Below are 20,595 nucleotides of genomic sequence, written 5' to 3' on the forward strand. Positions count from 1 at the left end.
GGGGCCGCCGCGCGGGCGCGTGGGCCGGGGTCGCCCGCGCGGCCGCGACCGCGGGCGGGGGTAGGGTGGCGTCATGGCCTCCCCGGCGATCGAGGTCGCCGTCGGCGACCGCACGGTGCGGATCAGCAATCCCGACCGGGTGTACTTCCCCGAGACGGGTCACACGAAGCGCGATCTCGTCGACTACTACCTCGCGGTCTCCGACGGGATCGTCCGCGCCCTGCGCGACCGGCCGTGCATGCTGCACCGCTTCCCGAAGGGCGTGGCGGAGAAGAAGGTCCACCAGAAGCGCGTGCCCGCGGGCGCCCCGGAGTGGCTGGAGACGGTCCGCGTCCACTTCCCGCGCTACGACCGCACCGCCGACGAGCTCTGCGTCACGGAGCCCGCCAGCGTGGTCTGGGCGGTGCAGATGTCGACGGTCGAGTTCCACCCCTGGAACTCCCGCCGCGCGGACACCGAGCGTCCCGACGAGTGGCGGATCGACCTCGACCCGATGCCGGAGTGCGCGTTCGACCGGGTCCGCCGGGTGGCCGGCGTCGTGCAGGAGCTGCTCGCCGAGCTCGGGGCCGTCGGCTGGCCGAAGACCTCCGGCGGCTCGGGGATCCACGTCTACGTGCGGATCCGTCCCGACCACGGGTTCACGGAGGTCCGGCGCGCGGCGCTGGCGTTCGCGCGCGAGGTCGAGCGCCGCGCGCCCGACGACGTCACGACGGCGTGGTGGCGCAAGGACCGCGATCCGGCGAAGGTCTTCGTCGACTACAACCAGAACGCGCGCGATCACACGATCGCGAGCGCCTACTCCGTGCGCGGCGTGCCGACGGCGACCGTCTCGACGCCGATCGCCTGGGACGAGGTCCCCGACGTCGACCCGCGAGAGCTCACGATCGCGACCGTCCCGGCCCGGTTCGCGCGCCTCGGCGACCTGCACGCGGGCATCGACGACGCGCCGTTCGCGATCGAGCCGCTGCTCGAGTGGGCCGACCGCGACGAGCGCGAGGGGGCCGCGGCGCCGCCCGAGGAGGACTGACCCGCGCCGGCCCGGGGGCCGGCGCGTCGTGGTCACGGAGTCGCGTTGATCTGGTTCTTCGCGTCCTCGAGGGCCTTCTTCGCCTCGTCCGGGACGTCGTAGGAGTCGTCGAGCTTGTCGACGGCCTCCGACGCCGCGTCGACGGCCTTGTTCGAGAGCTCCTTGCTCTTGTCCTGGAGCTCCTGCGAGACGTCCTCGGCGGAGCGCTTCCCTGACCGGACGTCGTCGGCGGCCTGCTGGGCGTCCTTGCGCAGCTGCTCGCCCTGCTGCTGGAGCTCGGTGCCCTGCTGCTGGAGCTTCTCGCCGGCTTCCTGGGCATCGTTGCCGCCGCAGGCGGCGATCGTGAGGCTGACGGCGGCGGCGAGCCCGAAGCTCGCGAGGCGGGTGATGTGCGTGTTCTTCATGGCCCGCATGCTGTCGCGGTCGCGGACCGCCCTCTGCGGCGCCGGTCGCGGACCGAGCGTGACCTTCGTCGCACTCGCAGCGCCGGCGTTGGACGGCTCGACCGAACATGCTGTTCGAATCGGTCCCCGCGCGGCGCTCGCGTGGGGCAGGATGGCCACATGAGGGAGACGCTGCCGCTCGCGATCGGCCGGGCCGCCGGCCGGACCACCACGACGCTCGCCGCCCGGGCGCGGGAGACGGTCCGGCGACCCGTGGCGCGCACCGCGAGCGACGTCCCGATCGACGCCGCGGCGATCACCCCGGAGTGGCTCACCGCCGTCCTCTGCGCCCGGCACGCCGGAACCCGCGTGCGCTCGGTGAGCACCACCGCGGCCACGACCCAGACGACGAGCCGCGCGGCGCTGCGGCTCGCGTACGAGGGGCCCGCCGCCGACGAGCTGCCGACGGCGCTCTTCGTGAAGCTCACGCCCGACCTCCGCCAGCGGCTGTTCCTCGGGCTCATCCGCATCATCGACGGGGAGCCGGAGTTCTACGCGCGCCTGCGGCCCCTGGCCGACTTCGAGTGCCCGCTCGGGTACCACGGCGCCCACGACCGCCGCTCCTGGGCCTCGGCCGTGTTGATCGAGGACATCGCCGCGACCCGTGGGGCGTCGTTCTGCCACGCGACGACGGACGTCGACCGGCCGATGATCGAGTCGCTGCTGGAGACGATGGCCGCCTACCACGGGGCGTACTGGCAGCTCCCCGCGGTGACGGACTCGACCCTGAAGCGCCCGAGCGACCACCTGCACAACACGAGCGTCTTCCTGAACATGCGCCGGCAGTGCCTCATCGGGATCGAGCGGGCCGGTGCGCTGGCGCCGTCCGGCTTCGCGGAGCGCGACGCCGCCCTCTGGGAGGGGCTCCAGCGCTCGATGGCGACCTGCAGCGACGCGACCGGTCCGACGACCCTCCTGCACGGCGACCCGCACGTCGGCAACGCCTACCGCACCGCCGACGGGCGGATGGCCCTCACCGACTGGCAGGTCGTCATGCGCGGGCTGTGGGCCTACGACGTCGCCGACGCGCTCGTCAGCGCCCTGGCGGTCGACGACCGGCGGGCCTGGGAGCGCGAGCTGCTCGAGCACTACCTCGAGCACCTCGCCCGAGCGGGCGGCCAGCCGCCGGAGCTCGAGCGGGCGTGGCGGCTCTACCGCCAGTGCCTGCTCTACCCGCTGTACTGCTGGGGGACCGTGCTCGGCGCGCCGTCGTGGATGCCCGAGACCCACCCGCCGGACGTCGCGGCGACGATCGTCGGGCGAGCGGCGACGGCGATCGACGACCTCGGGTCGCTCGCGACGTTCCGGTGACCCTGCGGTGAACGGGGCCGAGCGCGGCCCGCGCGCCGGCTCCGATCCGCTATCCCTGCGCCGTGCGCGACGAGCTGCGACGACGGCTGGGCACGACCGACGCGGTCGTCGTGGGGCTCGGGGCGATGCTCGGTGCCGGGATCTTCGCCGGCCTCGCGCCGGCGGCGGCCGCCGCGGGCTCGGCCCTGCTCGTGGCCCTCGGGGTGGCCGCGGTGGTCGCGGTCTGCAACGCGCTCTCCACCGCCCGGCTCGCGGCGCGGCACCCGCAGTCCGGCGGGACGTACGTGTACGGGCGCGAGCGGCTCGGCCCGCTCTGGGGGCTCGCCGCCGGGTGGGCGTTCGTCGTCGGCAAGACCGCGTCGTGCGCCGCGATGGGGATCACCGTCGGGCACCACCTCTGGCCGGCGCATCCGCAGGCGGGCGGCGTGCTGGCGGTCCTGGCGCTCGCCTCCCTGAGCCTCGCCGGCGTCGAGCGCTCGGCACGGGTGTCGCGCTGGCTCGTGGCGATCGTCCTCGTCGTGCTCGCGGCCGTCGTCCTGGCCGCGTGGCTGGGGTCCGGCGAGCGACGGGCGCCCGCGATCGCGTCCGACCTCGACGCCCGCGGGACGCTCGAGGCGGCCGGGCTCCTGTTCTTCGCCTTCGCCGGCTACGCGCGGATCGCGACCCTCGGCGAGGAGGTCCGCGATCCGGAGCGCACGATCGTCCGGGCGGTGCCGATCGCGCTCGGCGCCGTGCTCGCGGTCTACCTGCTGGTGGCCGCGTCGGCCCTGGCGGTGCTGGGGGCGAGCGGGCTCGCGGCGAGCCCCGCGCCCCTCGTCTCCGTCGTCGACGCCGCCGGCGCCCCGGGGCTGGAGCCGGTCGTCCGGGCGGGCGCGGCCGCCGGGGCGCTCGGCGCGCTGCTGGCGCTGCTGCTGGGCGTCTCGCGCACGACGCTCGCGATGGCCCGGGACGGCCACCTGCCGCGCGCCTTGGCGACCGTGCACGAGGCGACGGGCGTGCCGCGTCACGCCGAGCTGACGATCGCGGCGATCGTCGTGCTGCTCGTGGCCACCGTCGACCTGCGTGGCGCGATCGGGTTCTCGTCCTTCGGCGTGCTGGCCTACTACGCGATCGCGAACGCCAGCGCCTGGCGGCTGCGCCCCGACGAGGGCCGGCTGCCGCGCGCGATCCCCGCGGTCGGGCTCGTCGGATGCGTCGTGCTCGCGCTCGCGCTGCCGACGAGCTCGGTCCTCGCGGGGGCGGGCGTCATCGCCGTGGGGCTGCTCGTGCTCGGTCCGCGGGCCCGGACGCGGGGCTAGCCGCCTCCGAGGGGCTTGCGCAGGACGAGCAGCTCGAGGTCCGGGCGGCGTGGCCGCCCGTAGCGCTCGTCGCCGTAGGGGAACGGGCGACGCTCCCCGGTCGGGAGGTACCCGCGGCGGGCGTACCACGCGAGCAGCTCGGGGCGCTGGGCGAGGACCGTCATCTCCGCGGCCGGGAGGGCCCACGCGACGAGCTGCCGCTCGGCGGCCTCCAGCAGGCGACGGCCGGTGCCGCGGCCCTGGCGCCCCGGCGCGACCGCGACCATGCCGACGTACCCCACCCCGGGACGCTGCTCGACGTGGCAGCACGCCAGGAGCGCCCCGCCCTCCTCGAGCAGCAGGACGGCGCTGTCCGGGGCCACGAGCAGCTCGCGCACGAGCGTCTCGTCGGTCCGCTGCCCGTCGAGGAGGTCGGCCTCGGTCGTCCAGCCGGCGCGGCTCGCGTGCCCGCGGTACGCGGCGTCCACGAGCGCGCGGACGGCCGGGACGTCCGCGTCGGTCGCGTGCCGGACGCTCATCGCGCCGGGTCGGCGATCCGGGGCAGCGGCAGGCGATCGCCGACGCCGCCGTCGGCGCCGCGCAGGCCGGGACCGGCCAGCCCCTCGCGGAGGATCCAGCGCCCGGTCTCGAGCGTCGCCTCGATCTCCGCGGTCGTCGGGCGCAGGCCCGGGATCTGGTGACGCAGCGCGATCACGCCGTTCCACGCGCCCCAGAGGAATCGCGTGAGCTCCACGGCGTCCACCGGCCGGGCCTCGCCGGCCGCGATCGCGGCGTCGATCTGCGCGGCGAACGCCCGCAGCAGCGCGTCGACGCGCTCGGCGACGTTGCGCACGAGCGTCTCGTCGGTCCCGTCGACGGCCCGGATCCCGGTGGCGAGCAGGTCGAAGAGCCCCGGGTGGTCGAGGTGGAAGCGCAGGTAGGCGTCGCCACCGGCCAGGACTCGCTGGAGCGGGGAGAAGGCGGGGTCCGCCGTCCGCTCCATGTAGGCCTCGAAGAGCTCCAGGGAGCGGTCCACGAGCGCCAGCAGGATGTCGTGCTTGCCGCCGAAGTGCAGGTAGAGCGTGCCCACGGAGAGGTCCGCGGCCTCCGCGACCGCCTCGACGCGGGCGCCGTGGAAGCCCTCACGGGTGAACACCGCCTCCGCGGCGTCGAGGATCTGGAGCCGGGTCCGCGCCCGCCGGCGCTCGTTGCGGGCGTTGCGGGGCGGCTCGGCGGCGTCGGTCGTCGTGGCCACGGGACCCGATCGTAGACGAGGCGGCGCGCCGAGCTCGCGAAGTTGAACGTGGTTCATTCAGTGAACCGGCTTGCATTCATTGCTGGCACCTGGGACGATCGGCGCATGAGCGAGGAGCGCGCCGGGAGCGTCGAGCACGTCGACGTCGTCATCGTCGGGAGTCGCTGCGCCGGGAGCGCGGCGGCGATCGCCCTGGCCCGCCGGGGCGTCTCGGTCGTCGCGCTGGACGGGGCGTCCTTCCCGTCCGACACCCTCTCGACGCACCTCTTCTGGCCGAGCACCTTCGCCGAGCTCGAGCGCCTGGGGGCCCTCGAGCGGGTCCGTCGGCTCGGCGCGCCGGAGCACACGATCGCCGGCCTCATCGGCGACGACGCCCGGGTGCTCGGGCCGTACGCCCCGGTGAGCGGCATCGCCTACGGCTCGAGCGTCCGGCGGCCGGGCCTGGATCTCGCCCTCGTCGAGACCGCCCGCGAGGCCGGGGCCGAGGTCCGCGAGCGAACCCGCGTCACCGAGCTCGTGTGGCAGGGCGGACGGGTCGCCGGCGTCCGGTGGCGCGACCGCGACGGCGCGACGGGCGACATCCGCGCGCGCCTGGTCGTCGGCGCCGACGGCCGGCACTCGTCCGTGGCGGGGATGGTCGGGGCCACCGCCCACCACGAGTGGGAGAACCGGCGCCTCATGGCCTTCGCGTACTACGCCGATCCGCACGAGGACCGCCGGCACCTGGCCCTCCAGTGGCGATCGGGGCGCGAGCTCGCCACGATCTTCCCCTGCGACGGCGACCAGTCGCTGATCCTCCTCATGTCGCCGACGTCGCGCGCCGACGAGTTCCGCGCGGACCCGTCCGGGACGTTCGAGGCGACGGTCGCGGGCTATCCGGAGCTCGCGGCGCGCCTGGACGGCTGCACGCGGGAGTCGAAGGTGCGGCTGTCGTTCAAGCACCCCTCGTACTTCCGCCACAGCCACGGTCCCGGCTGGGCGCTCGCCGGCGACGCCGGGCACTTCAAGGACCCGGTCACCGCCCAGGGCATCCGCGACGCCCTGCGCTTCGGCCGCCTGCTCGGCGAGGCCGTCGCGCCCGCGATCGACGCCGGACCCGCGGCGCTCGACGCGGCGCTGCGGGCGTGGGAGGACGACCGCGACGCGCAGTGCCTGGCGATGTACCAGTGGGCCAACGGGCTCGGGCTCGACGACGACCTGTCGCCGATCGAGCTGGCCGCCTACCGGTGGCTCGCCGAGCGCGAGCGCGGCGCCACCGAGATGCTCGAGGTCTTCTCGCGCGTGCGCCGGCCCGGCGCGATCTTCAACGCGCCGAACCTCGTCCGCTGGGTCGTCCGCGCGCTGCGCGACGCCGACGACGCGCAGGAACGGCGCGCGGTGCTGCGCACGCTGCGGCGGGACGTCGGCCGCGAGGTCGCGCGACTGCGGGAGCAGGCGGCGTTCGAGCGGCGCCGCGCGGCGGCCCGCCGGGAGCTCGCCGCGCGACCGACGCCGCCGGACAGCCCGCCGGCCCCGGCCGCGTCGGCACCGGTCGTCCTGGCGTCGTGACGCCGGTGGGGGCCCCGGGTCGCGTGGCGACGGGTCGCGCGTTCGGGTTCCCTACTGTTCACGTCATGGCCGAGACCTCGCCGACCGCCCCGCCCACGAAGCCGGGTCGTCGCCCGATCCCCGCGCGGGTCGCGTCGGTCGAGCGACTCACCCCCCGGATGCTCCGCGTCGTCCTCGAGGGCGAGGCGCTCGAGGCCTTCCCGGTCGGGGAGCACACCGATCACTACGTGAAGCTCCTGCTGCCGGCGCCCGGCGCCGACTACGGCCCGCTGTTCGATCCGGAGGCCATCCGCGCGACGTACCCGCGCGAGCAGTGGCCGCGGACGCGCGCCTACACCGTGCGGGCGTACGACCCCCTGAGCCGGCGGCTCACGCTGGACGTCGTCGTCCACGGCGAGCACGGCGTCGCCGGGCCCTGGGCGCTGCAGGCCGCCCCGGGCGATCACGTCCAGCTCCTCGGACCGGGAGGCGGCTACACGGCGCGCGACGACGCCGCGTCCCACCTGCTCGTCGGCGACCCGTGCGTCGTCCCGGCGATCGCGGCGACGCTCGAGCGCCTGCCCGCCGGCGCGGTCGCCCGGGTCGTGCTCGCCGTCGAGGACGCCGACGACGAGCTGCCGCTGCCGTCGGCCGCCGACGTCGAGGTCCAGTGGCTGCACGTCGGCGCGCAGCCCGACCCCGACCGCGTCGTCGCGGCGGTCCGCGCGCTCGAGCTGCCCGAGGGCCCGTTCCACGCGTTCGTCCACGGCGAGGCCACGACGGTGCGCGAGGTCCGTCGCCACCTGGTCCACGAGCGCGGCGCCGTGCCCGCCGAGCACTCCGTCTCCGGCTACTGGAAGTGGCAGCGCGTCGACGAGGACTGGCGCGCGGAGAAGCGCGAGTGGGTCCGGCTCGTCGAGCAGGACGACGCGGCCTGAGGACGGCCGGCGTCCCGTCGCCGGAGGTTGCCGGCCGGGGCTCCATGGGGTAGGAGGGACCCCATGCCTGCCCACTCCTCCCTCGAGCCCGCCGACCGCGCGCTGCTCGAGGCCCCGAACATCGCCGTGATCTCGACCGTCCGCGAGGACGGCGGCATCCTCGCCGTCCCGACCTGGGTCGACGTCGAGGGCGAGCACGTCGTGCTGAACTCGGAGCGCTCGCGCGCGTGGCCGACGAACCTCCGCGAGCGCGGGACGGTGACGGTCACGGTCGTCGACCGCCAGAACCCGATGAACTACGTGTCCATCGGTGGGACGCTCGCCGAGGAGACGACGGACGGCGCGTTCGAGCACATCGACCGCATGGCGCAGAAGTACGTCGGACAGGACACCTATCCCTGGCACCAGGAGGGCGACGTGCGCGTGATCCTGCGGATCGCCCCCGAGCGGATCACCCGCCGGGACGCCTGAGCGGCGCCGCGGCGCCCGGGCGGGCGGCCCACTCGTCGGCGAGCAGCGCGTAGCTCGCCCCGTCGAGCCAGCGGCCGTCGCGGTGCAGGGAGTCCTGGCGACCGCGGCCCTCCAGCCGCAGCCCGACCCGCTCCAGCAGCCGGGCCGACGGTCCGTTGTCGGCGAAGAGCTCGGCGTGCACCCGGCGCAGCCCGAGCCCGTCGGGGACGGGGGAGAGGGCGAGCTCCACGAGCGCCGTCACCGCCTCCGTCGCGTAGCCCTGACCACCGTGCTCGGGATCGAGCACGTAGCCGATCTCCGCCTGGACGCCGGCGGCGCGCTCGGCGACCTCGCGCTGCGCCCACGCGTCCTCGCCGTGCAGGTAGAGGTCCCCGACGAGCAGCCCGTCGGAGCGGCGCTCGACGACGAGCGTCAGCGGCAGGCGCTCCGGGGTGCCGTGCTCCTCCACGAACGCATCCTCGTCGGTCGGCCGGTGCGTCATCCAGTGCGCCACGTCCTCTCGGCTGCGATAGGCGAAGACGCGCCGCAGGTCCTCCCGGGTCGCCGGCCGGATCGCCAGGCGCGCCGTGCGTCGCGGCCAGGTGAGCGAGTCGAGAGCGAGCGCGACCATCGGGGGAGCTTCGCACGCGGCCGGTGCGGGTCCGCGCCCGGCGTGACCGCCGGGGACCGGTGGGAGGTTCGAGCCCGACCGAGCGTCCCCCCGCGCCGGCAGCGGCCCCCAGCCGCGGCGAGGGAGGCCGCGAACGCCATCCCCCGGAGCCCCCGAATGCCCCGCCCGTCCGTCGGCCAAGGACGCCTCGTCGCCGTGGCCGCATCCGTCGCCCTGTCGCTCGCGCTCGTCCCCGCCGCGGGAGCGGCGACCGCGGCTTCACCGCCGATCGAGGTCACGGCGACCCCGATCACGAAGGCGCTCTCGTCGAAGGGCCAGCGATCGACGATCACCGTCCGCAACGCGAGCCGCGGCAGCCTGGGGAGCCTGCGCCTCCAGGTCTCCACGCGGAAGGGCGTCCGGATCGCGCTCGCCGGCGCCAAGGGCCGCAGCAGCCGGCGGCTGGCGACCCTGCGCGCCGGGCGGGCCGTGAAGGTCGGGATCACCCTGCGCCGTGCTAAGGGCGGCCCGACGACGGGCCAGCTGACCGTCCGGGTCCGCCGCGCCGGCAAGAGCGCCGCGACGACGAAGCTCACGTTCGGCCGCACGACGACGGCCCCCGAGCCGACGACGCTCGCCGGGCGCTACTTCTGGGGCTCGCGCTACACCCTCAACGGGATCGTCCAGAACACCCTGTACTTCACGGGCAAGGACCTCGTCTGGGTCGACGACGTCGAGGGGACGTTCCCGACCTGCACCGCGGTGTCCGAGCAGTGCAAGCCCTACGCCTACGACCCGAAGTCCAAGGCGCTGACGATCGACGGCAAGCCGGCGACGCTCGAGGGCCGAGGGATCGAGTGGGACGGCGACCGCTACCGCGAGTGGGGCGTCCCGCCCGCCGGCACCCGCTGGGACACGACCGTCACGTACTCGAACTCCTCCGGGATCTGCCCGCTCTACTGCAGCTACTTCACCGAGCACCTGACGTTCCGGCCCGACGGCACCTTCGCCCGCGACGCGGTGGCCTCCGGCAGCGGCCCGGTCGTCGACTGGGCCTCCGTGCCGCCGAACCGGCGGGGCACCTACGAGGTGCGCGCCGACGGGACGCTGCGGCTCGCGTTCGCGGACGGCAGCGAGCGCGTCGAGACCGTCGCCCAGTACCGCAACGACGACGGCTCGCTGCAGCCCGCCGGCGAGGGCCTCCTGCTCAACGGCGACGGGTACTTCGACATCCGGGACTGATCCGGGCCGGGACCGCGACGCCCGGCCGCGGTCCTCACCAGCTGTCGACGTTCGGCCGCCGGGGCGGCTCGTCCGGGCGCCGGGCGTCGACGTCGCCGAGCGTCGCGGCGATCCACGCCCGGGTGTCGACCGGGTCGATGACGTCGTCGAGCTCGAACATCGTCGCGACGCTCACGCCCTTGCCGCGCTCGTAGGCGAGCTCGACCATCGCGTCGAACCGCGCCTGTCGCTCGTCCGGGTCCTCGATCGCGTCGAGCTCCTTGCGGAAGCCGAGCTTCACGGCGCCCTCGAGGCCCATCGCCCCGAGCTCGGCCGTCGGCCAGCCGACGGTCGCCAGCGGCGCGAGCGTGCTGCCGCCGCACATCGCCATCGCGCCGAGGCCGTACGCCTTGCGCAGGACGATCGCGCAGAGCGGGACCGAGACGTTCGCCCCGACGAGGAACATCCGGCTCATCCGACGGACGCTCCCGGTGCGCTCGGCGTCGGGCCCGACCATGAACCCCGGCGTGTCGACGAGCGAGACGACCGGCAGGCCGTGCGCGTCGCAGAGGCCGAGGAAGCGCGCGGCCTTGTCGGCGGCCACGCTGTCGACGGCACCGCCGAGGTGGCGCGGGTCGTTCGCCAGCAGGCCGTACGGCCGGCCCTCGATCCGCACGAGCGCGGTGACGACCGACGCGCCGTAGCCGGCGCGCAGCTCCAGGACGCTGCCGACGTCGGCCAGGGCCTCCAGGACGGCGTGGACGTCGTAGGCGCGCGTGCGCCGCTCCGGGACGGCGTGACGCAGCGCGCGCCCGTCCGGCGCGGTCCAGTCGGCGACCGGGCCCTGGAAGTAGGAGAGGTAGCGCCGGGCGACGTCGGTGGCCTCCGCCTCGTCGGCGACCCGCACGTCGACGACGCCGTTGGCGGTCTGCACGTCGATCGGGCCGACCTCCTCGGGCGCGTAGCTGCCCAGGCCGCCGCCCTCGATCATCGCCGGTCCGCCCATGCCGATCGTCGCGTCCTCCGTCGCGATGACGACGTCGCAGCAGCCCAGCAGCGCGGCGTTGCCGGCGAAGCAGCGTCCCGACGCGATCCCGACGAGCGGCACCGTGCCGCTGAGGCGGGCCAGCAACCCGAAGGCCGGGACGTCGAGCGCGGCGACGGACTGCACGTCCACGTCGCCGGGTCGGCCCCCGCCACCCTCGGCGAAGAGCACGACCGGCAGCCGCTTGCGCAGCGCGACCTCGAGGATCCGGTCCTTCTTGCGATGGTTCGTGGCGCCCTGGGTGCCGGCGAGCACCGTCGCGTCGTAGGCGAGCACCGCGGTCCGGGCCCGGTCGGCGCCGACGCGCGCGCCGTTGACCTCCGCCAGGCCGCAGACGAGGCCGTCGGCCGGCGTGCGCTCGACGAGCTCCTCGAGCGGGCGGCGGGTGAGCTGGGCGGCGACCGCCAGCGGCCCGTACTCCACGAGCGTGCCGGGATCGCAGAGGTCGTCGAGGTTCTCGCGCGCCGTGCGCTGCCCGCGCGCGCGCCGTCGCCGCACCGCGTCGGGGCGCGCGTCGTCGCGGACGAGCGCGTGGCGGCGGTGCACCTCGGCGAGGTCGGGGCGCACGGCGTCGGGGTCCGGACCCGCGTCGGCGGCGACCGCCGCGCCCGCCCCCTCGACGCCCCGCAGCTCGGCGACGACCGAGCCGGCGCCGACCCCCTCGCCGACGGCGACCGTCACCGCGAGGACGATCCCGTCGACGGGCGCGACGACCTCGAGCTCGGTCTTCATCGACTCCACGACGACGAGCTCCGCACCGGCGGCGACGCGGTCGCCGGGCGCCGCCCCGATCCGCACCACCGTCCCGGCGACGGGCGACTCCAGCCGCAGTCGTCCCTCGCTCATGCCCGTCGCTCCCGTCGCACGACCGCAACGATCGCAGCCCCGCCGGCCCGGCTCGTCACCGGACGGCGACCGTGCGCCGCGCCGTCCGCTGCGCACCGTCGCCCGACGCCTGCGCGGTGACCGTCACCGGGCCGCGGGTGCCGGTGCGGCGCCGGAGGACGAGCGTCGCGCTGCGCGACCGCCCGGGGGCCACCCGCCCCAGGACGACGCGCGTCCTGGAGAGCCGGCCGCGCGCGCCCGCCGCCGCGCGCAGCACGACGCGTCCGGCCACCGCGGAGCCGGCGTTGCGGACGATGACGCGCACGCGGCGGGCGCGGTCCGTCGGCCGCCCGCCGATCCGCAGCCGCACGCGCAGCCGCGGCGCGGCGGCCGGGACGGGGGGCGCCGCGGCCGCGGGCCCGTCCTGCCCGCCGACGATCGCCGGGGTGCCGTCCTTCGCCGTCGCGATCGGCAGGAAGCCCCAGTCGGCGCGCTGGCCGTCGTCGGTCACCTGCCCGTCGCACCCGGCGCGCAGGTCCTCGCAGCGGAAGCGGCTGCCGTCCGCGCGGCGCACGTCGAGGCGCGACGTCGACCAGTCGCTCAGCAGGTTGCCGCCGCCGGAGGGGTCCAGCGACGCGTCGATCCGGTCGCGGCGCCAGCGGTCCGAGAGCAGGCGGCGGTCCGCGGTGGGGTCGCCCTTCACGTACTTGTCCAGCCAGGCGAGCGTGTACCACGCGGCGAGATCGATGCCCCGGCGGGTGGCCCGGAACGCCTGCAGCGGGATGTAGGAGAACTCGAAGTGCGTCCCGCCGCGGATGCCGATCGACCCGGTGTCGATGCCGGCGGCGGAGTACCGCCGCGAGGGCGCGGCCTTCGCGGCCGGGTCCGACGGCGGGCCCTGCAGGACCTCGACGCCGAGGAACGAGTCGGCCGAGATGCTCAGCGCCGGCACGCGCAGGGCCACCGGTCCGCCCTGCCCGCCCCGCGAGCAGCTGGCCGGCACCGAGGAGGGGTCGCACAGGCGGTCCCACGCCACGACGGCGTCCACGCGCGGGTCCTGCTGGCCGACCCAGGAGACGCCCGATGCGCCGTAGGAGTGCCCGGCGAGCCCGACGCGGTCGGGATCCACGAGGCGCCAGAGCGGATTGAAGGCGCTCGCGCGCCCGCCGTCGACGCGGGCCTGCTGCTTGTCGCAGTGGCGGGTCCCACCCCGGCTGGGCCGCGGGCAGTACGGCGCCGACGGGGACGAGAGCGCGAAGTCCAGCGCGTCCTGCGTGCCGTCGTAGAACGTGTTGCCGGCCACCTGGGGATGCACGCCCTCCAGCGCATCGGCCCCGGCGCCGAGGAGGTCGGACTGCCCCTGGCCCGCGGGGTCGGAGGTCACGACGACGTAGCCGGCCTTCGCGAGCGTCTGCGCTGCCCACCAGTACGGCTGCTCGGGGGCCTGGATCGAGCCGCTCGTGATCACGACGAGCGGCCGACGCGCCGGGCCGCTGCTCGTCGCCCAGACGTGTGCGGAGATCGTGCTGCCGTTGCGCGCGGTGAACCGCACCGGCCGCGAGAGGCCGCGACCGCGCTCCTCGAACCCGTCCAGTCGCACGTCGCCCGCGCAGGCCGAGACGCCCGTCGCACAGAGGCCGGCGAGGAAGAAGCGGTCCGGATCGGTGGCCTGGGTGGCGAGCGCGGAGACCGCGTTGACGACCGAGGTCGTGACGAGCGTCGAGGTGTACCCCAGGGCGCTGTACTCGGCCGGCCGCTCGTCCCCCTTGGCGAGCAGCTGCTGCGGCGTCGACGGGGCGGCGCCGGCGGCGGGCGCGAGCGCCAGCACGGCCGCCAGGACGAGGGCGGGGAGCGCCGCGATCAGCCGCGCCCGATGTGGAGGTTTCACGGGTGAACGGTCGACCACCGCCCGACCCTATCCGGGACCGGCGCCCCGGGAAAGGGGCGCCGGTCGGCCGATCAGCGGGCGTGGCGATCGACGGCGGCGCGCGCGGCGACCTCCGCCGGCACCGGGGCCGAGGGCCGGAAGACGATCCGGTCCTGGTCGTGGCGCAGCTCGGCGTAGAGCTCCGCCGGAGTGGGGGCCTCGTGCCGGCGGAACGTCTCCTCCGGCGTGACCACCTCGTCGGTCCGCGGCGACAGGCCCACGAGCGCCGGGCCGGCGATCGGCACCGTCGACGGGGACAGGACCCCGAGCAGCCGCAGCTGCAGCCGCGGCGAGCGCGCGAGGAGCTTGAAGTGCGCCCGCATGACCGGACCGATCAACGCGTCGACGATCCGGGGCTGGCGCAGGTTGCCGAGCTCGCGCTGGTAGCGCGGGAGCGTCGAGATGACCGCGGCGCGCAGGAGCCGCGCGAAGATCGCCAGGGGCGGCTTGACGACCAGCGGCAGCTCCGGGTAGATCACCTCGGCCCGCATGAGGTGGTCCATCGCCTCCTGCGTCGCCTCGGACGCCGCCATCCGCGGGCGCATCCGGTCGAAGTACTCGCGCACCTCCGCGCGGGAGCGCGGCACCGTGGCGGGGTCGATCGTCTGCGCCTTCGCGGCGGTCGCGCAGTCGGCCCAGTAGCGCGCCTCGTCCTCCGGCGACAGCGGGCCCGGGCCGAACCGCTCGTAGCAGTAGAGGATCGAGTGCCAGGCGGTGAGGTGGATCCAGAGCTGCTGGTCCGGGTTGTTCGGATCGGAGACGAGGCCCGTCACCGGGTCCGGGGCGGCGACGCGCGCGTGGATCCGCATGAGCATCTCCGTCGCCTTCGCGACCGTCCGCGAGTCGGCGAAGAGGTACGTCGCGAAGTACCGCAGCGTGCGGTCGTAGCGGACCCGTCCCTGCTGGTAGATCTTGCTCGAGACCTTCACCGGCGCGATGAGGAACGGGTCGAGCTCCTCGACGACGACCGAGCGGCTGAAGCCGACCGTCACCGACGTGGGGTACGACCAGACGCGCCAGGTGACGGAGTCCGGGCCGAACCAGCCGTAGTCCTCCATCGGCTCGAGGTGCTTCGGGCTCGCGCGGCGCAGCAGGCCGAGCAGGCCGTGCTTCGCCGCCGGAGCGCCCGTCGGACGCGCGCCGGGACCGGCGGAGCGTCCGCGGACCCCGTGGGCGGGGGCGTCGTCGGTCGGGGCGGGTGCCGGGGCGATGGCCATGGTTCCTCCTGGGCTGGGGCTCGTCCACGGGGAGGCCGCGGACGGGATATGTACGCAAGCGTACATACGGCACCGTAGCTTGGCTAGGGGCGTCGTGGATCGCCGGCACGCCCGGGAATCTGGGGACGGCAGGGTCCGCCGCCGCCGCGTGCGCGCGGTCCGCCGCGACGACGAGCGGCGTCCACGTCGCGGCGCCGCCGCGCGGCGCGACCGATCAGTCGACGAGCGTCGTCAGCAGGTCGCGCGCGAACCGGACCACGCGCTCCCCGTCGTACTCGTCCGGCCGCGCGATGAGCAGCCGGGCGCCCTCCTCGCAGGCGGCGAGCAGCACGCGGGGAAGGAGGTCCGCGTCGATCCGCCCGAGCGCCGGACGCTCCTGCACGACCTGGGCGAGCAGGCCGCGCACGTGCTGCAGGACGAGCGCGCGGCCGGCGTCGACGGCGTCGCGCAGCTCGCGCGGCGTCTCGTCAGGCGGGACGAGGATGAGCCGCCACGGCGTGGGGTTCGCGGTGATCGCGCGCGTGACGGCCTCGACCCAGCGCAGCGGGGCATCGAGCGGGTCGGCGGCGTCGGCGTCCGCCGGGACCGCGTCGGCGAACATCTCCAGCGCGCGCGTCGACTCGCGCTCCAGCAGCGCCCCGAGCAGCGCGTCGCGGTTGCGGTAGGCGTTGTACACGACGGTCTTCGCGAGGTCGGCGCGCCGCGCGACGGACTCCATCGTCACGGCGCCGAAGCCCTCCTCGACGATGAGCTCGAGCGCCGCGTCGAGGACCTGCTGCCGCCGGACCTCGATCGGCAGGCGCGGCTGGCGCGGGCGGGGGAGGGCGGGCTCGGCGATGGGCCGATGCTAGCCGCCGGTCACCGCACGGACGCACGCGGCCGACGGCCGCGGACTAGCGTTCGCGCCGATCGCCGTGACGAGCACCACCGCCCTGACCTACACCTGCGTCGGCCCGAGCTGCGCCTGGCCGACGGCGACGCGCGCGACGAGCTGCCACCGGCTCGACGCCGGTGACCGGACGGTGCTCGTCGACCTCGGGCACGGCGCGCTGCAGGCGCTGCGCGCTGCGGAAGCGCCCCTCGATCGGCTCGACGCCGTCCTGCTGACGCACCTGCACCTCGACCACTGGGCCGACCTCGTGCCGCTCGTGTGGATGCGGCGCTTCGAGCTCGGCGCCAGCGCGCCGCTGCCCGTCGTCGTGCCCGAGGGCCAGGCCGCACGGTTGCGCACCGCGCTGGAGGCGCTCGACGCGCTCGACGTCCTGGACTGGATCGCGCTGACCGAGCTCCAGGCGGGCCTGCCGCCGACCGGCGTCGGACCGGTCGCGGTCACCGCCGTCGCGCTGCCGCACAGCGCCGTGCTGACGGTCAACGCGTACCGGCTGCAGGTCGCCGACGGCACGACGATCGTCGTGAGCGGCGACTGCGGTCCCAGCGACGCGCTGCCGGCGTTCGCCCGCGACGCGGCGCTGCTCGTGCTGGAGGCGACCGTCCCCGAGCCGCTCGCCGGCCACCTGACGCCGGGCGAGGCCGGCGCGATCGTCGCCGCGGCGCAGCCCGGGCGGGCGCTGCTCTGCCACTACCTCGAGCCGCTCGGGGGGCCGGCGGAGCTCGCGATCGCGCGCGCCGCCTGCCCGGACGTCCCGATCGCGTTCGCGCAGCCGGGCGAGCGGGTCCCGGTCGCGCCTCGCCCGGCCACGACGCCGGGCTGAGGACGCGACGCGCCCCCGCCCGCGGCGCGGGGCCGACCAGCCGCCGACGGCGCCGGACGGGCGGCCCGGGTCGCCTCCCCGCCGCTCAGGCCGGCGCTCCGCACCAGCGCGCGAGCGCGTCCGGCAGCCCCGTCGCGCGCCCATCGCCGCCGACCCACGCGACGTAGCCGTCGGGCCGGACGAGCAGCCCGGTGGGCGCGGCGACCGCGCCGAGGACCGGGAGCTCCCACGGCCCGGCGGCGCGCGCCCGGACGACGCGCACCCGCTCGGGCACGTCGGCGGCGTCCAGCGGCGCACCGCGGCCGAGATCCAGGAGCAGCGGGCGCGCGTCGTGCAGCAGCTCGGACGTCCGGCGGGGACCGTCGTCGGTGGCGAGATCGAGGTCCGGCACGCGCCGGCCGAGCAGCGGGTGGCCGTCGCCGAGGTCGTAGTGGACGTCGAGGCCCGAGAGCGCGCCGGCGAGCCGCGTCCGGGCCTCGTCCAGCTCGAGCAGCTCGTCGACGACCTCGCGCAGCGCAGCGGTCCGGTCGTCGCCGCGGGCGAGGGCCGTGAGCGCCATCGTGTGGCGCTGCGCGCGGGCGGCGACGGGCCGCCGCTCGGCGTCGTAGGTGTCCAGGAGCGACGTCGGCGAGACCCCGTCGAGGACCTGCGCGAGCTTCCAGCCGAGGTTCACCGCGTCCTGGAGGCCGAGCTGCAGCCCCTGTCCACCCATCGGGGCATGGATGTGCGCCGCATCGCCCGCGAGCAGCACGCGACCGGACCGGTACGTCGACGCGAGCCGGGTCGTGTCGCGGAAGCGCGAGAGCGACGAGGCCTGGCGCAGGCCGAAGTCCCGGCCCCACAGCCGCCGCAGCGCGTCGCGCAGCTCCTCGAGCGTCGGGGCGTCGCCCGCCTCGACGACGTCCTCGCGCGCCACGACGCGGTGCCCGTCCTCCGCGGGACCGATCGCGTAGACCCCGCGCGCGTCGCGTCGCAGCCCGACCTCCGGCTCCTCGTCGAAGGCGACCTCGGCGAGCAGGTAGCTCGTCGCCGCGTCCCAGCCGGGGAAGCCGATCCCGGCGGCCTTGCGCACGAGGCTGCGCCCGCCGTCGCAGCCGACGAGGTACGCCGCCCGGAGCCGGGCGCCGTCGTCGAGGTCGATCGTCACGCCGTCGGCGTCCTGCGCGATGGCGGCGATCGCGCGCCCGCGGAGCACCCGCACGCCGAGCTCGTCCGCCCACGTGCCGAGCAGCTCCTCGAACCGGTTCTGCCAGAGGGCGAGCGCGTACGGGTGGCGGGTCGGGAAGCCCGCGAGGTCGAGGGTCGTGGTGCCGTAGGAGTGGACCTGCACGGGGGAGCCGGCCGCGAGCACCCGCTCGGCGATCCCCCGCTGATCGAGGATCTCGATCGTCCGCGCGAGCAGTCCGCCCGAGCGCGAGCCCAGGTGCTCGTCGGCGGTCCGTCGCTCGACGACCACCGCGTCGACGCCGGCCAGCGCGAGCTCGGCGGCGAGCATCACGCCGGTCGGGCCGGCCCCGGCGATCACCATCGCGTGCTCGCCCGCCGCCGCGCCGCGCCCGGAGGCGCCCTTCGTCACGTTCACCATCTGCCTGCTCCCTCGTCCGTCCGTGGGGTTGCGGCGAGCGAGTATGGGGGAGGTTCCGCGACCTCATGAGACGGATTTCTGCGGTATACCTTGGATGTGGCGGGAGGCCTCCCGGCCCGGCCGCGGCGGCCGACTAGGGTGACCTCGTGCGTCATCTCACCGCCGGGGCCCGCGCATGAGCGCGTGGCGCAAGACGAGCTTCGATCGCCTGCGCGACGTCAGCCCGGCCGACGCGCCGATGCAGTGGAAGATGGCGCGCGACGCGCTGCGCTCGCCGGAGCTCGGGGTCAGCCGGTTCAGCTACGACCCGGGAGCGCGGATGCCGTTCGGGCACCGGCACGGCGAGCAGGAGGAGCTCTACGTCGTGGTCGGCGGCGGGGGAACGGCGAAGCTCGACGACGAGCTGGTCCCGCTCGAGACGTGGGACGTCGTGCGGGTGCCGCCGCAGGTCTGGCGCTCGTTCGCCGCCGGCCCGGAGGGCCTGGACCTCATCTGCATCGCCGGGCGGCGGCCGCCCGGCGGCGACACGGAGCGCGACGCCGACTTCTGGGACTGAGCACGAGCGGGGCGACGGATCGCGCGATCCGATGTCGAGAACCGAGATGCGACTCCGTCCCAGGAGCAGAACGGGGCCACGAGGGCCGCGTCGTCCGAAGGAGATCACCATGGCGAAGTACCTGCTGCTGAAGCACTACCGCGGCGCACCGGCGGCGGTGAACGACGTGCCGATGGACCGTTGGGCACCGGACGAGGTCACCGCCCACCTGCAGTACATGCGCGACTTCGCCAAGCGGCTCGAGGGCACCGGCGAGTACGTCGACCACCAGGCGCTGTCGCCGGAGGGCACGTTCGTGCGCTACGACGGCGAGGGTCGCCCGCCGGTCACCGACGGGCCGTTCGCGGAGACGAAGGACCTCATCGCCGGCTGGATGGTCATCGACGTCGAGAGCTACGACCGCGCCCTCGAGCTCGCCGGCGAGCTGTCCGCGGCGCCGGGCGCCAACGGCGAGCCGATCCACGAGTGGCTCGAGATCCGTCCGTTCTACGGCGTGCAGGCGACCGCCACCGAATGAGCGAGGCGCTGCTGCGGGAGCTCGTGCCCGCCGTCATCGGGGTCCTCGTCCGTCGTGGAGCGTCCTTCGCGACGGCCGAGGACGCCGTGCAGGACGCGGCCGTCGAGGCGCTGCGGACGTGGCCGAGGGAGGAGCCGCGCGATCCGAAGGGGTGGCTCGTGACCGTCGCCTGGCGACGCTTCGTCGACGGCGTGCGCGCCGACGACGCCCGGCGCCGCCGAGAGGAGCTCGTCGACGCCGAGCCGCGGCCGGAGCCCGGACCCGAGGAGGACGACACGCTGCAGCTCTACTTCCTCTGCGCGCACCCGTCGCTCACGCCGGCGTCGGCCGTCGCGCTGACGCTGCGGGCCGTCGGCGGCCTGACGACGCGCCAGATCGCGCAGGCGTACCTCGTGCCCGAGGCGACGATGGCTCAGCGGATCAGCCGCGCGAAGCGGACGATCGCCGACGTCCGCCTCGACGAGCCGGGCGACGTCGCGACGGTCCTGCGCGTGCTGTACCTCGTGTTCAACGAGGGCTACTCGGGCGACGTCGACCTCGCCGCCGAGGCGATCCGCCTGACGCGGCAGCTCGCGGCCGGCGTGCCGCACGAGGAGGTCGCCGGTCTGCTCGCCCTGATGCTGCTGCATCACGCGCGGCGCCCGGCGCGGACCGACGACGACGGCGCCCTGATCCCGCTCGCCGAGCAGGACCGCGCCCGCTGGGACACGCGGCTGATCGCCGAGGGCGTCGCGATCCTGCAGGCGGCGCTGGCGCGCGATCGCCTCGGCGAGTTCCAGGCCCAGGCGGCGATCGCCGCGCTGCACGCCGACGCGCGCTCGCACGAGGAGACCGACTGGGTCCAGATCGTCGAGTGGTACGACGAGCTCGTCCGGCTGACCGACAACCCGGTGGCGCGCCTGAACCGCGCCGTCGCGCTCGGGGAGGCGGACGGCGCGCGCGCCGGACTGGCAGCCCTCGCCGAGCTCGACCCGAACCTGCCGCGCTACGCCGCCGTGGCGGCGTACCTGCACGAGCGTGCGGGCGACCCCGCGACCGCGGCGCGGCTGTACGTCGCCGCCGCCGGCGCGGCGACGACGCTGCCCGAGCGTGATCACCTGACGCGGCAGGCCGCGCGCCTCAACGCCCAGGAACGCGGCTGATCGGTCCGAG

20 protein-coding genes are annotated in these 20,595 nt (G+C 75.8%); 11 read left to right on the forward strand and 9 right to left on the reverse strand.

The annotated features are described in order from the left end of the window. The first annotated feature begins 73 nt into the window (after positions 1 to 73). A complete protein-coding gene (ligD, locus tag SK069_RS00840; protein ID WP_319952278.1) occupies positions 74 to 1,027 on the forward strand; it encodes a non-homologous end-joining DNA ligase in 954 nt (317 codons plus the stop codon). A 32-nt stretch (positions 1,028 to 1,059) separates the two neighbouring features. Here ligD and SK069_RS00845 read toward each other — a convergent pair whose 3' ends face one another. Continuing rightward, a complete protein-coding gene (locus SK069_RS00845) occupies positions 1,060 to 1,431 on the reverse strand; it encodes a hypothetical protein (RefSeq protein ID WP_319952279.1) in 372 nt (123 codons plus the stop codon). A 159-nt stretch (positions 1,432 to 1,590) separates the two neighbouring features. On the opposite strand from SK069_RS00845, the gene SK069_RS00850 reads away from it, so the two are divergent. Together SK069_RS00850 and SK069_RS00855 are read left to right on the forward strand one after the other, a co-directional pair. Continuing rightward, complete coding sequence (locus tag SK069_RS00850; protein WP_319952280.1) at positions 1,591 to 2,781, forward strand: phosphotransferase; 1,191 nt, start codon at positions 1,591 to 1,593, stop codon at positions 2,779 to 2,781. Between the two features lie 125 nt (positions 2,782 to 2,906). Next, entirely contained in the window at positions 2,907 to 4,079 is a 1,173-nt protein-coding gene (locus SK069_RS00855; protein ID WP_406628233.1) for an APC family permease, read from the forward strand. On the opposite strand, the gene SK069_RS00860 is transcribed toward SK069_RS00855, so the two are convergent. Together SK069_RS00860 and SK069_RS00865 are read right to left on the reverse strand one after the other, a co-directional pair. Further along, positions 4,076 to 4,597 carry a GNAT family N-acetyltransferase gene (locus tag SK069_RS00860; protein ID WP_319952282.1) on the reverse strand — a complete coding sequence of 174 codons (522 nt, stop codon included), beginning with the start codon at positions 4,595 to 4,597 and terminating at the stop codon, positions 4,076 to 4,078. The two genes, SK069_RS00855 and SK069_RS00860, sit on opposite strands and share 4 nt — an antisense overlap. Beyond that, complete coding sequence (locus SK069_RS00865; protein ID WP_319952283.1) at positions 4,594 to 5,313, reverse strand: TetR/AcrR family transcriptional regulator; 720 nt, start codon at positions 5,311 to 5,313, stop codon at positions 4,594 to 4,596. Before SK069_RS00865 ends, SK069_RS00860 begins: the two co-directional genes overlap by 4 nt. A gap of 105 nt (positions 5,314 to 5,418) precedes the next feature. Here SK069_RS00865 and SK069_RS00870 point away from each other — a divergent pair, with 105 nt between their 5' ends. From SK069_RS00870 to SK069_RS00880, 3 genes are all read left to right on the forward strand, one after another. Beyond that, complete coding sequence (locus SK069_RS00870) at positions 5,419 to 6,861, forward strand: NAD(P)/FAD-dependent oxidoreductase (protein WP_319952284.1); 1,443 nt, start codon at positions 5,419 to 5,421, stop codon at positions 6,859 to 6,861. 65 nt (positions 6,862 to 6,926) lie between these two features. Continuing rightward, positions 6,927 to 7,778: a siderophore-interacting protein gene (locus tag SK069_RS00875; protein WP_319952285.1), complete on the forward strand. Its 852-nt coding sequence runs from the start codon at positions 6,927 to 6,929 to the stop codon at positions 7,776 to 7,778. Positions 7,779 to 7,841: 63 nt separating this feature from the next. Further along, entirely contained in the window at positions 7,842 to 8,249 is a 408-nt protein-coding gene (locus SK069_RS00880; RefSeq protein WP_319952286.1) for a TIGR03618 family F420-dependent PPOX class oxidoreductase, read from the forward strand. Here SK069_RS00880 and SK069_RS00885 read toward each other — a convergent pair. Next, positions 8,230 to 8,859, reverse strand: coding sequence for a GNAT family N-acetyltransferase (locus tag SK069_RS00885; RefSeq protein WP_319952287.1), 630 nt, complete (start codon positions 8,857 to 8,859; stop codon positions 8,230 to 8,232). The genes SK069_RS00880 and SK069_RS00885 overlap by 20 nt on opposite strands. Before the next feature lie 195 nt (positions 8,860 to 9,054). Here SK069_RS00885 and SK069_RS00890 point away from each other — a divergent pair, with 195 nt between their 5' ends. Further along, positions 9,055 to 10,080, forward strand: a complete 1,026-nt coding sequence (locus tag SK069_RS00890) for a hypothetical protein (protein WP_319952288.1) — start codon at positions 9,055 to 9,057, stop codon at positions 10,078 to 10,080. Between the two features lie 34 nt (positions 10,081 to 10,114). Here the strand turns inward: SK069_RS00890 and SK069_RS00895 are convergent, their stop codons facing one another. The 4 genes from SK069_RS00895 to SK069_RS00910 all read right to left on the reverse strand — a co-directional run bounded on the left by SK069_RS00895 (position 10,115) and on the right by SK069_RS00910 (position 15,911). After that, a complete protein-coding gene (locus SK069_RS00895; RefSeq protein ID WP_319952289.1) occupies positions 10,115 to 11,950 on the reverse strand; it encodes a carboxyl transferase domain-containing protein in 1,836 nt (611 codons plus the stop codon). Positions 11,951 to 12,005: 55 nt separating this feature from the next. Continuing rightward, positions 12,006 to 13,817, reverse strand: a complete 1,812-nt coding sequence (locus tag SK069_RS00900) for a hypothetical protein (protein WP_319952290.1) — start codon at positions 13,815 to 13,817, stop codon at positions 12,006 to 12,008. Positions 13,818 to 13,888: 71 nt separating this feature from the next. Next, the gene (locus tag SK069_RS00905) at positions 13,889 to 15,073 is read right to left on the reverse strand and encodes an oxygenase MpaB family protein (RefSeq protein ID WP_319952291.1); all 1,185 of its coding nucleotides are present in this window, start codon (positions 15,071 to 15,073) and stop codon (positions 13,889 to 13,891) included. A gap of 214 nt (positions 15,074 to 15,287) precedes the next feature. Next, on the reverse strand, positions 15,288 to 15,911 hold the full coding sequence (locus tag SK069_RS00910; protein WP_319953086.1) for a TetR/AcrR family transcriptional regulator: 624 nt from the start codon (positions 15,909 to 15,911) through the stop codon (positions 15,288 to 15,290). A 76-nt stretch (positions 15,912 to 15,987) separates the two neighbouring features. Between SK069_RS00910 and SK069_RS00915 the strand changes: the two genes are divergently transcribed. After that, a complete protein-coding gene (locus SK069_RS00915) occupies positions 15,988 to 16,785 on the forward strand; it encodes an MBL fold metallo-hydrolase (protein WP_319952292.1) in 798 nt (265 codons plus the stop codon). An 85-nt stretch (positions 16,786 to 16,870) separates the two neighbouring features. On the opposite strand, the gene SK069_RS00920 is transcribed toward SK069_RS00915, so the two are convergent. Then, a complete protein-coding gene (locus SK069_RS00920) occupies positions 16,871 to 18,370 on the reverse strand; it encodes an FAD-dependent monooxygenase (protein ID WP_319952293.1) in 1,500 nt (499 codons plus the stop codon). Between the two features lie 175 nt (positions 18,371 to 18,545). Between SK069_RS00920 and SK069_RS00925 the strand changes: the two genes are divergently transcribed. The 3 genes from SK069_RS00925 (at position 18,546) to SK069_RS00935 (ending at position 20,585) form a co-directional block, all read left to right on the forward strand. Beyond that, the gene (locus tag SK069_RS00925) at positions 18,546 to 18,926 is read left to right on the forward strand and encodes a cupin domain-containing protein (protein WP_319952294.1); all 381 of its coding nucleotides are present in this window, start codon (positions 18,546 to 18,548) and stop codon (positions 18,924 to 18,926) included. Positions 18,927 to 19,035: 109 nt separating this feature from the next. After that, the gene (locus SK069_RS00930; protein ID WP_319952295.1) at positions 19,036 to 19,443 is read left to right on the forward strand and encodes a YciI family protein; all 408 of its coding nucleotides are present in this window, start codon (positions 19,036 to 19,038) and stop codon (positions 19,441 to 19,443) included. Beyond that, positions 19,440 to 20,585: an RNA polymerase sigma factor gene (locus SK069_RS00935; protein WP_319952296.1), complete on the forward strand. Its 1,146-nt coding sequence runs from the start codon at positions 19,440 to 19,442 to the stop codon at positions 20,583 to 20,585. The genes SK069_RS00930 and SK069_RS00935 overlap by 4 nt, the downstream gene beginning before the upstream one ends. Positions 20,586 to 20,595 lie beyond the last annotated feature (10 nt).

This window comes from Patulibacter brassicae, assembly GCF_033949425.1.
Taxonomy (GTDB): domain Bacteria; phylum Actinomycetota; class Thermoleophilia; order Solirubrobacterales; family Solirubrobacteraceae; genus Patulibacter; species Patulibacter brassicae.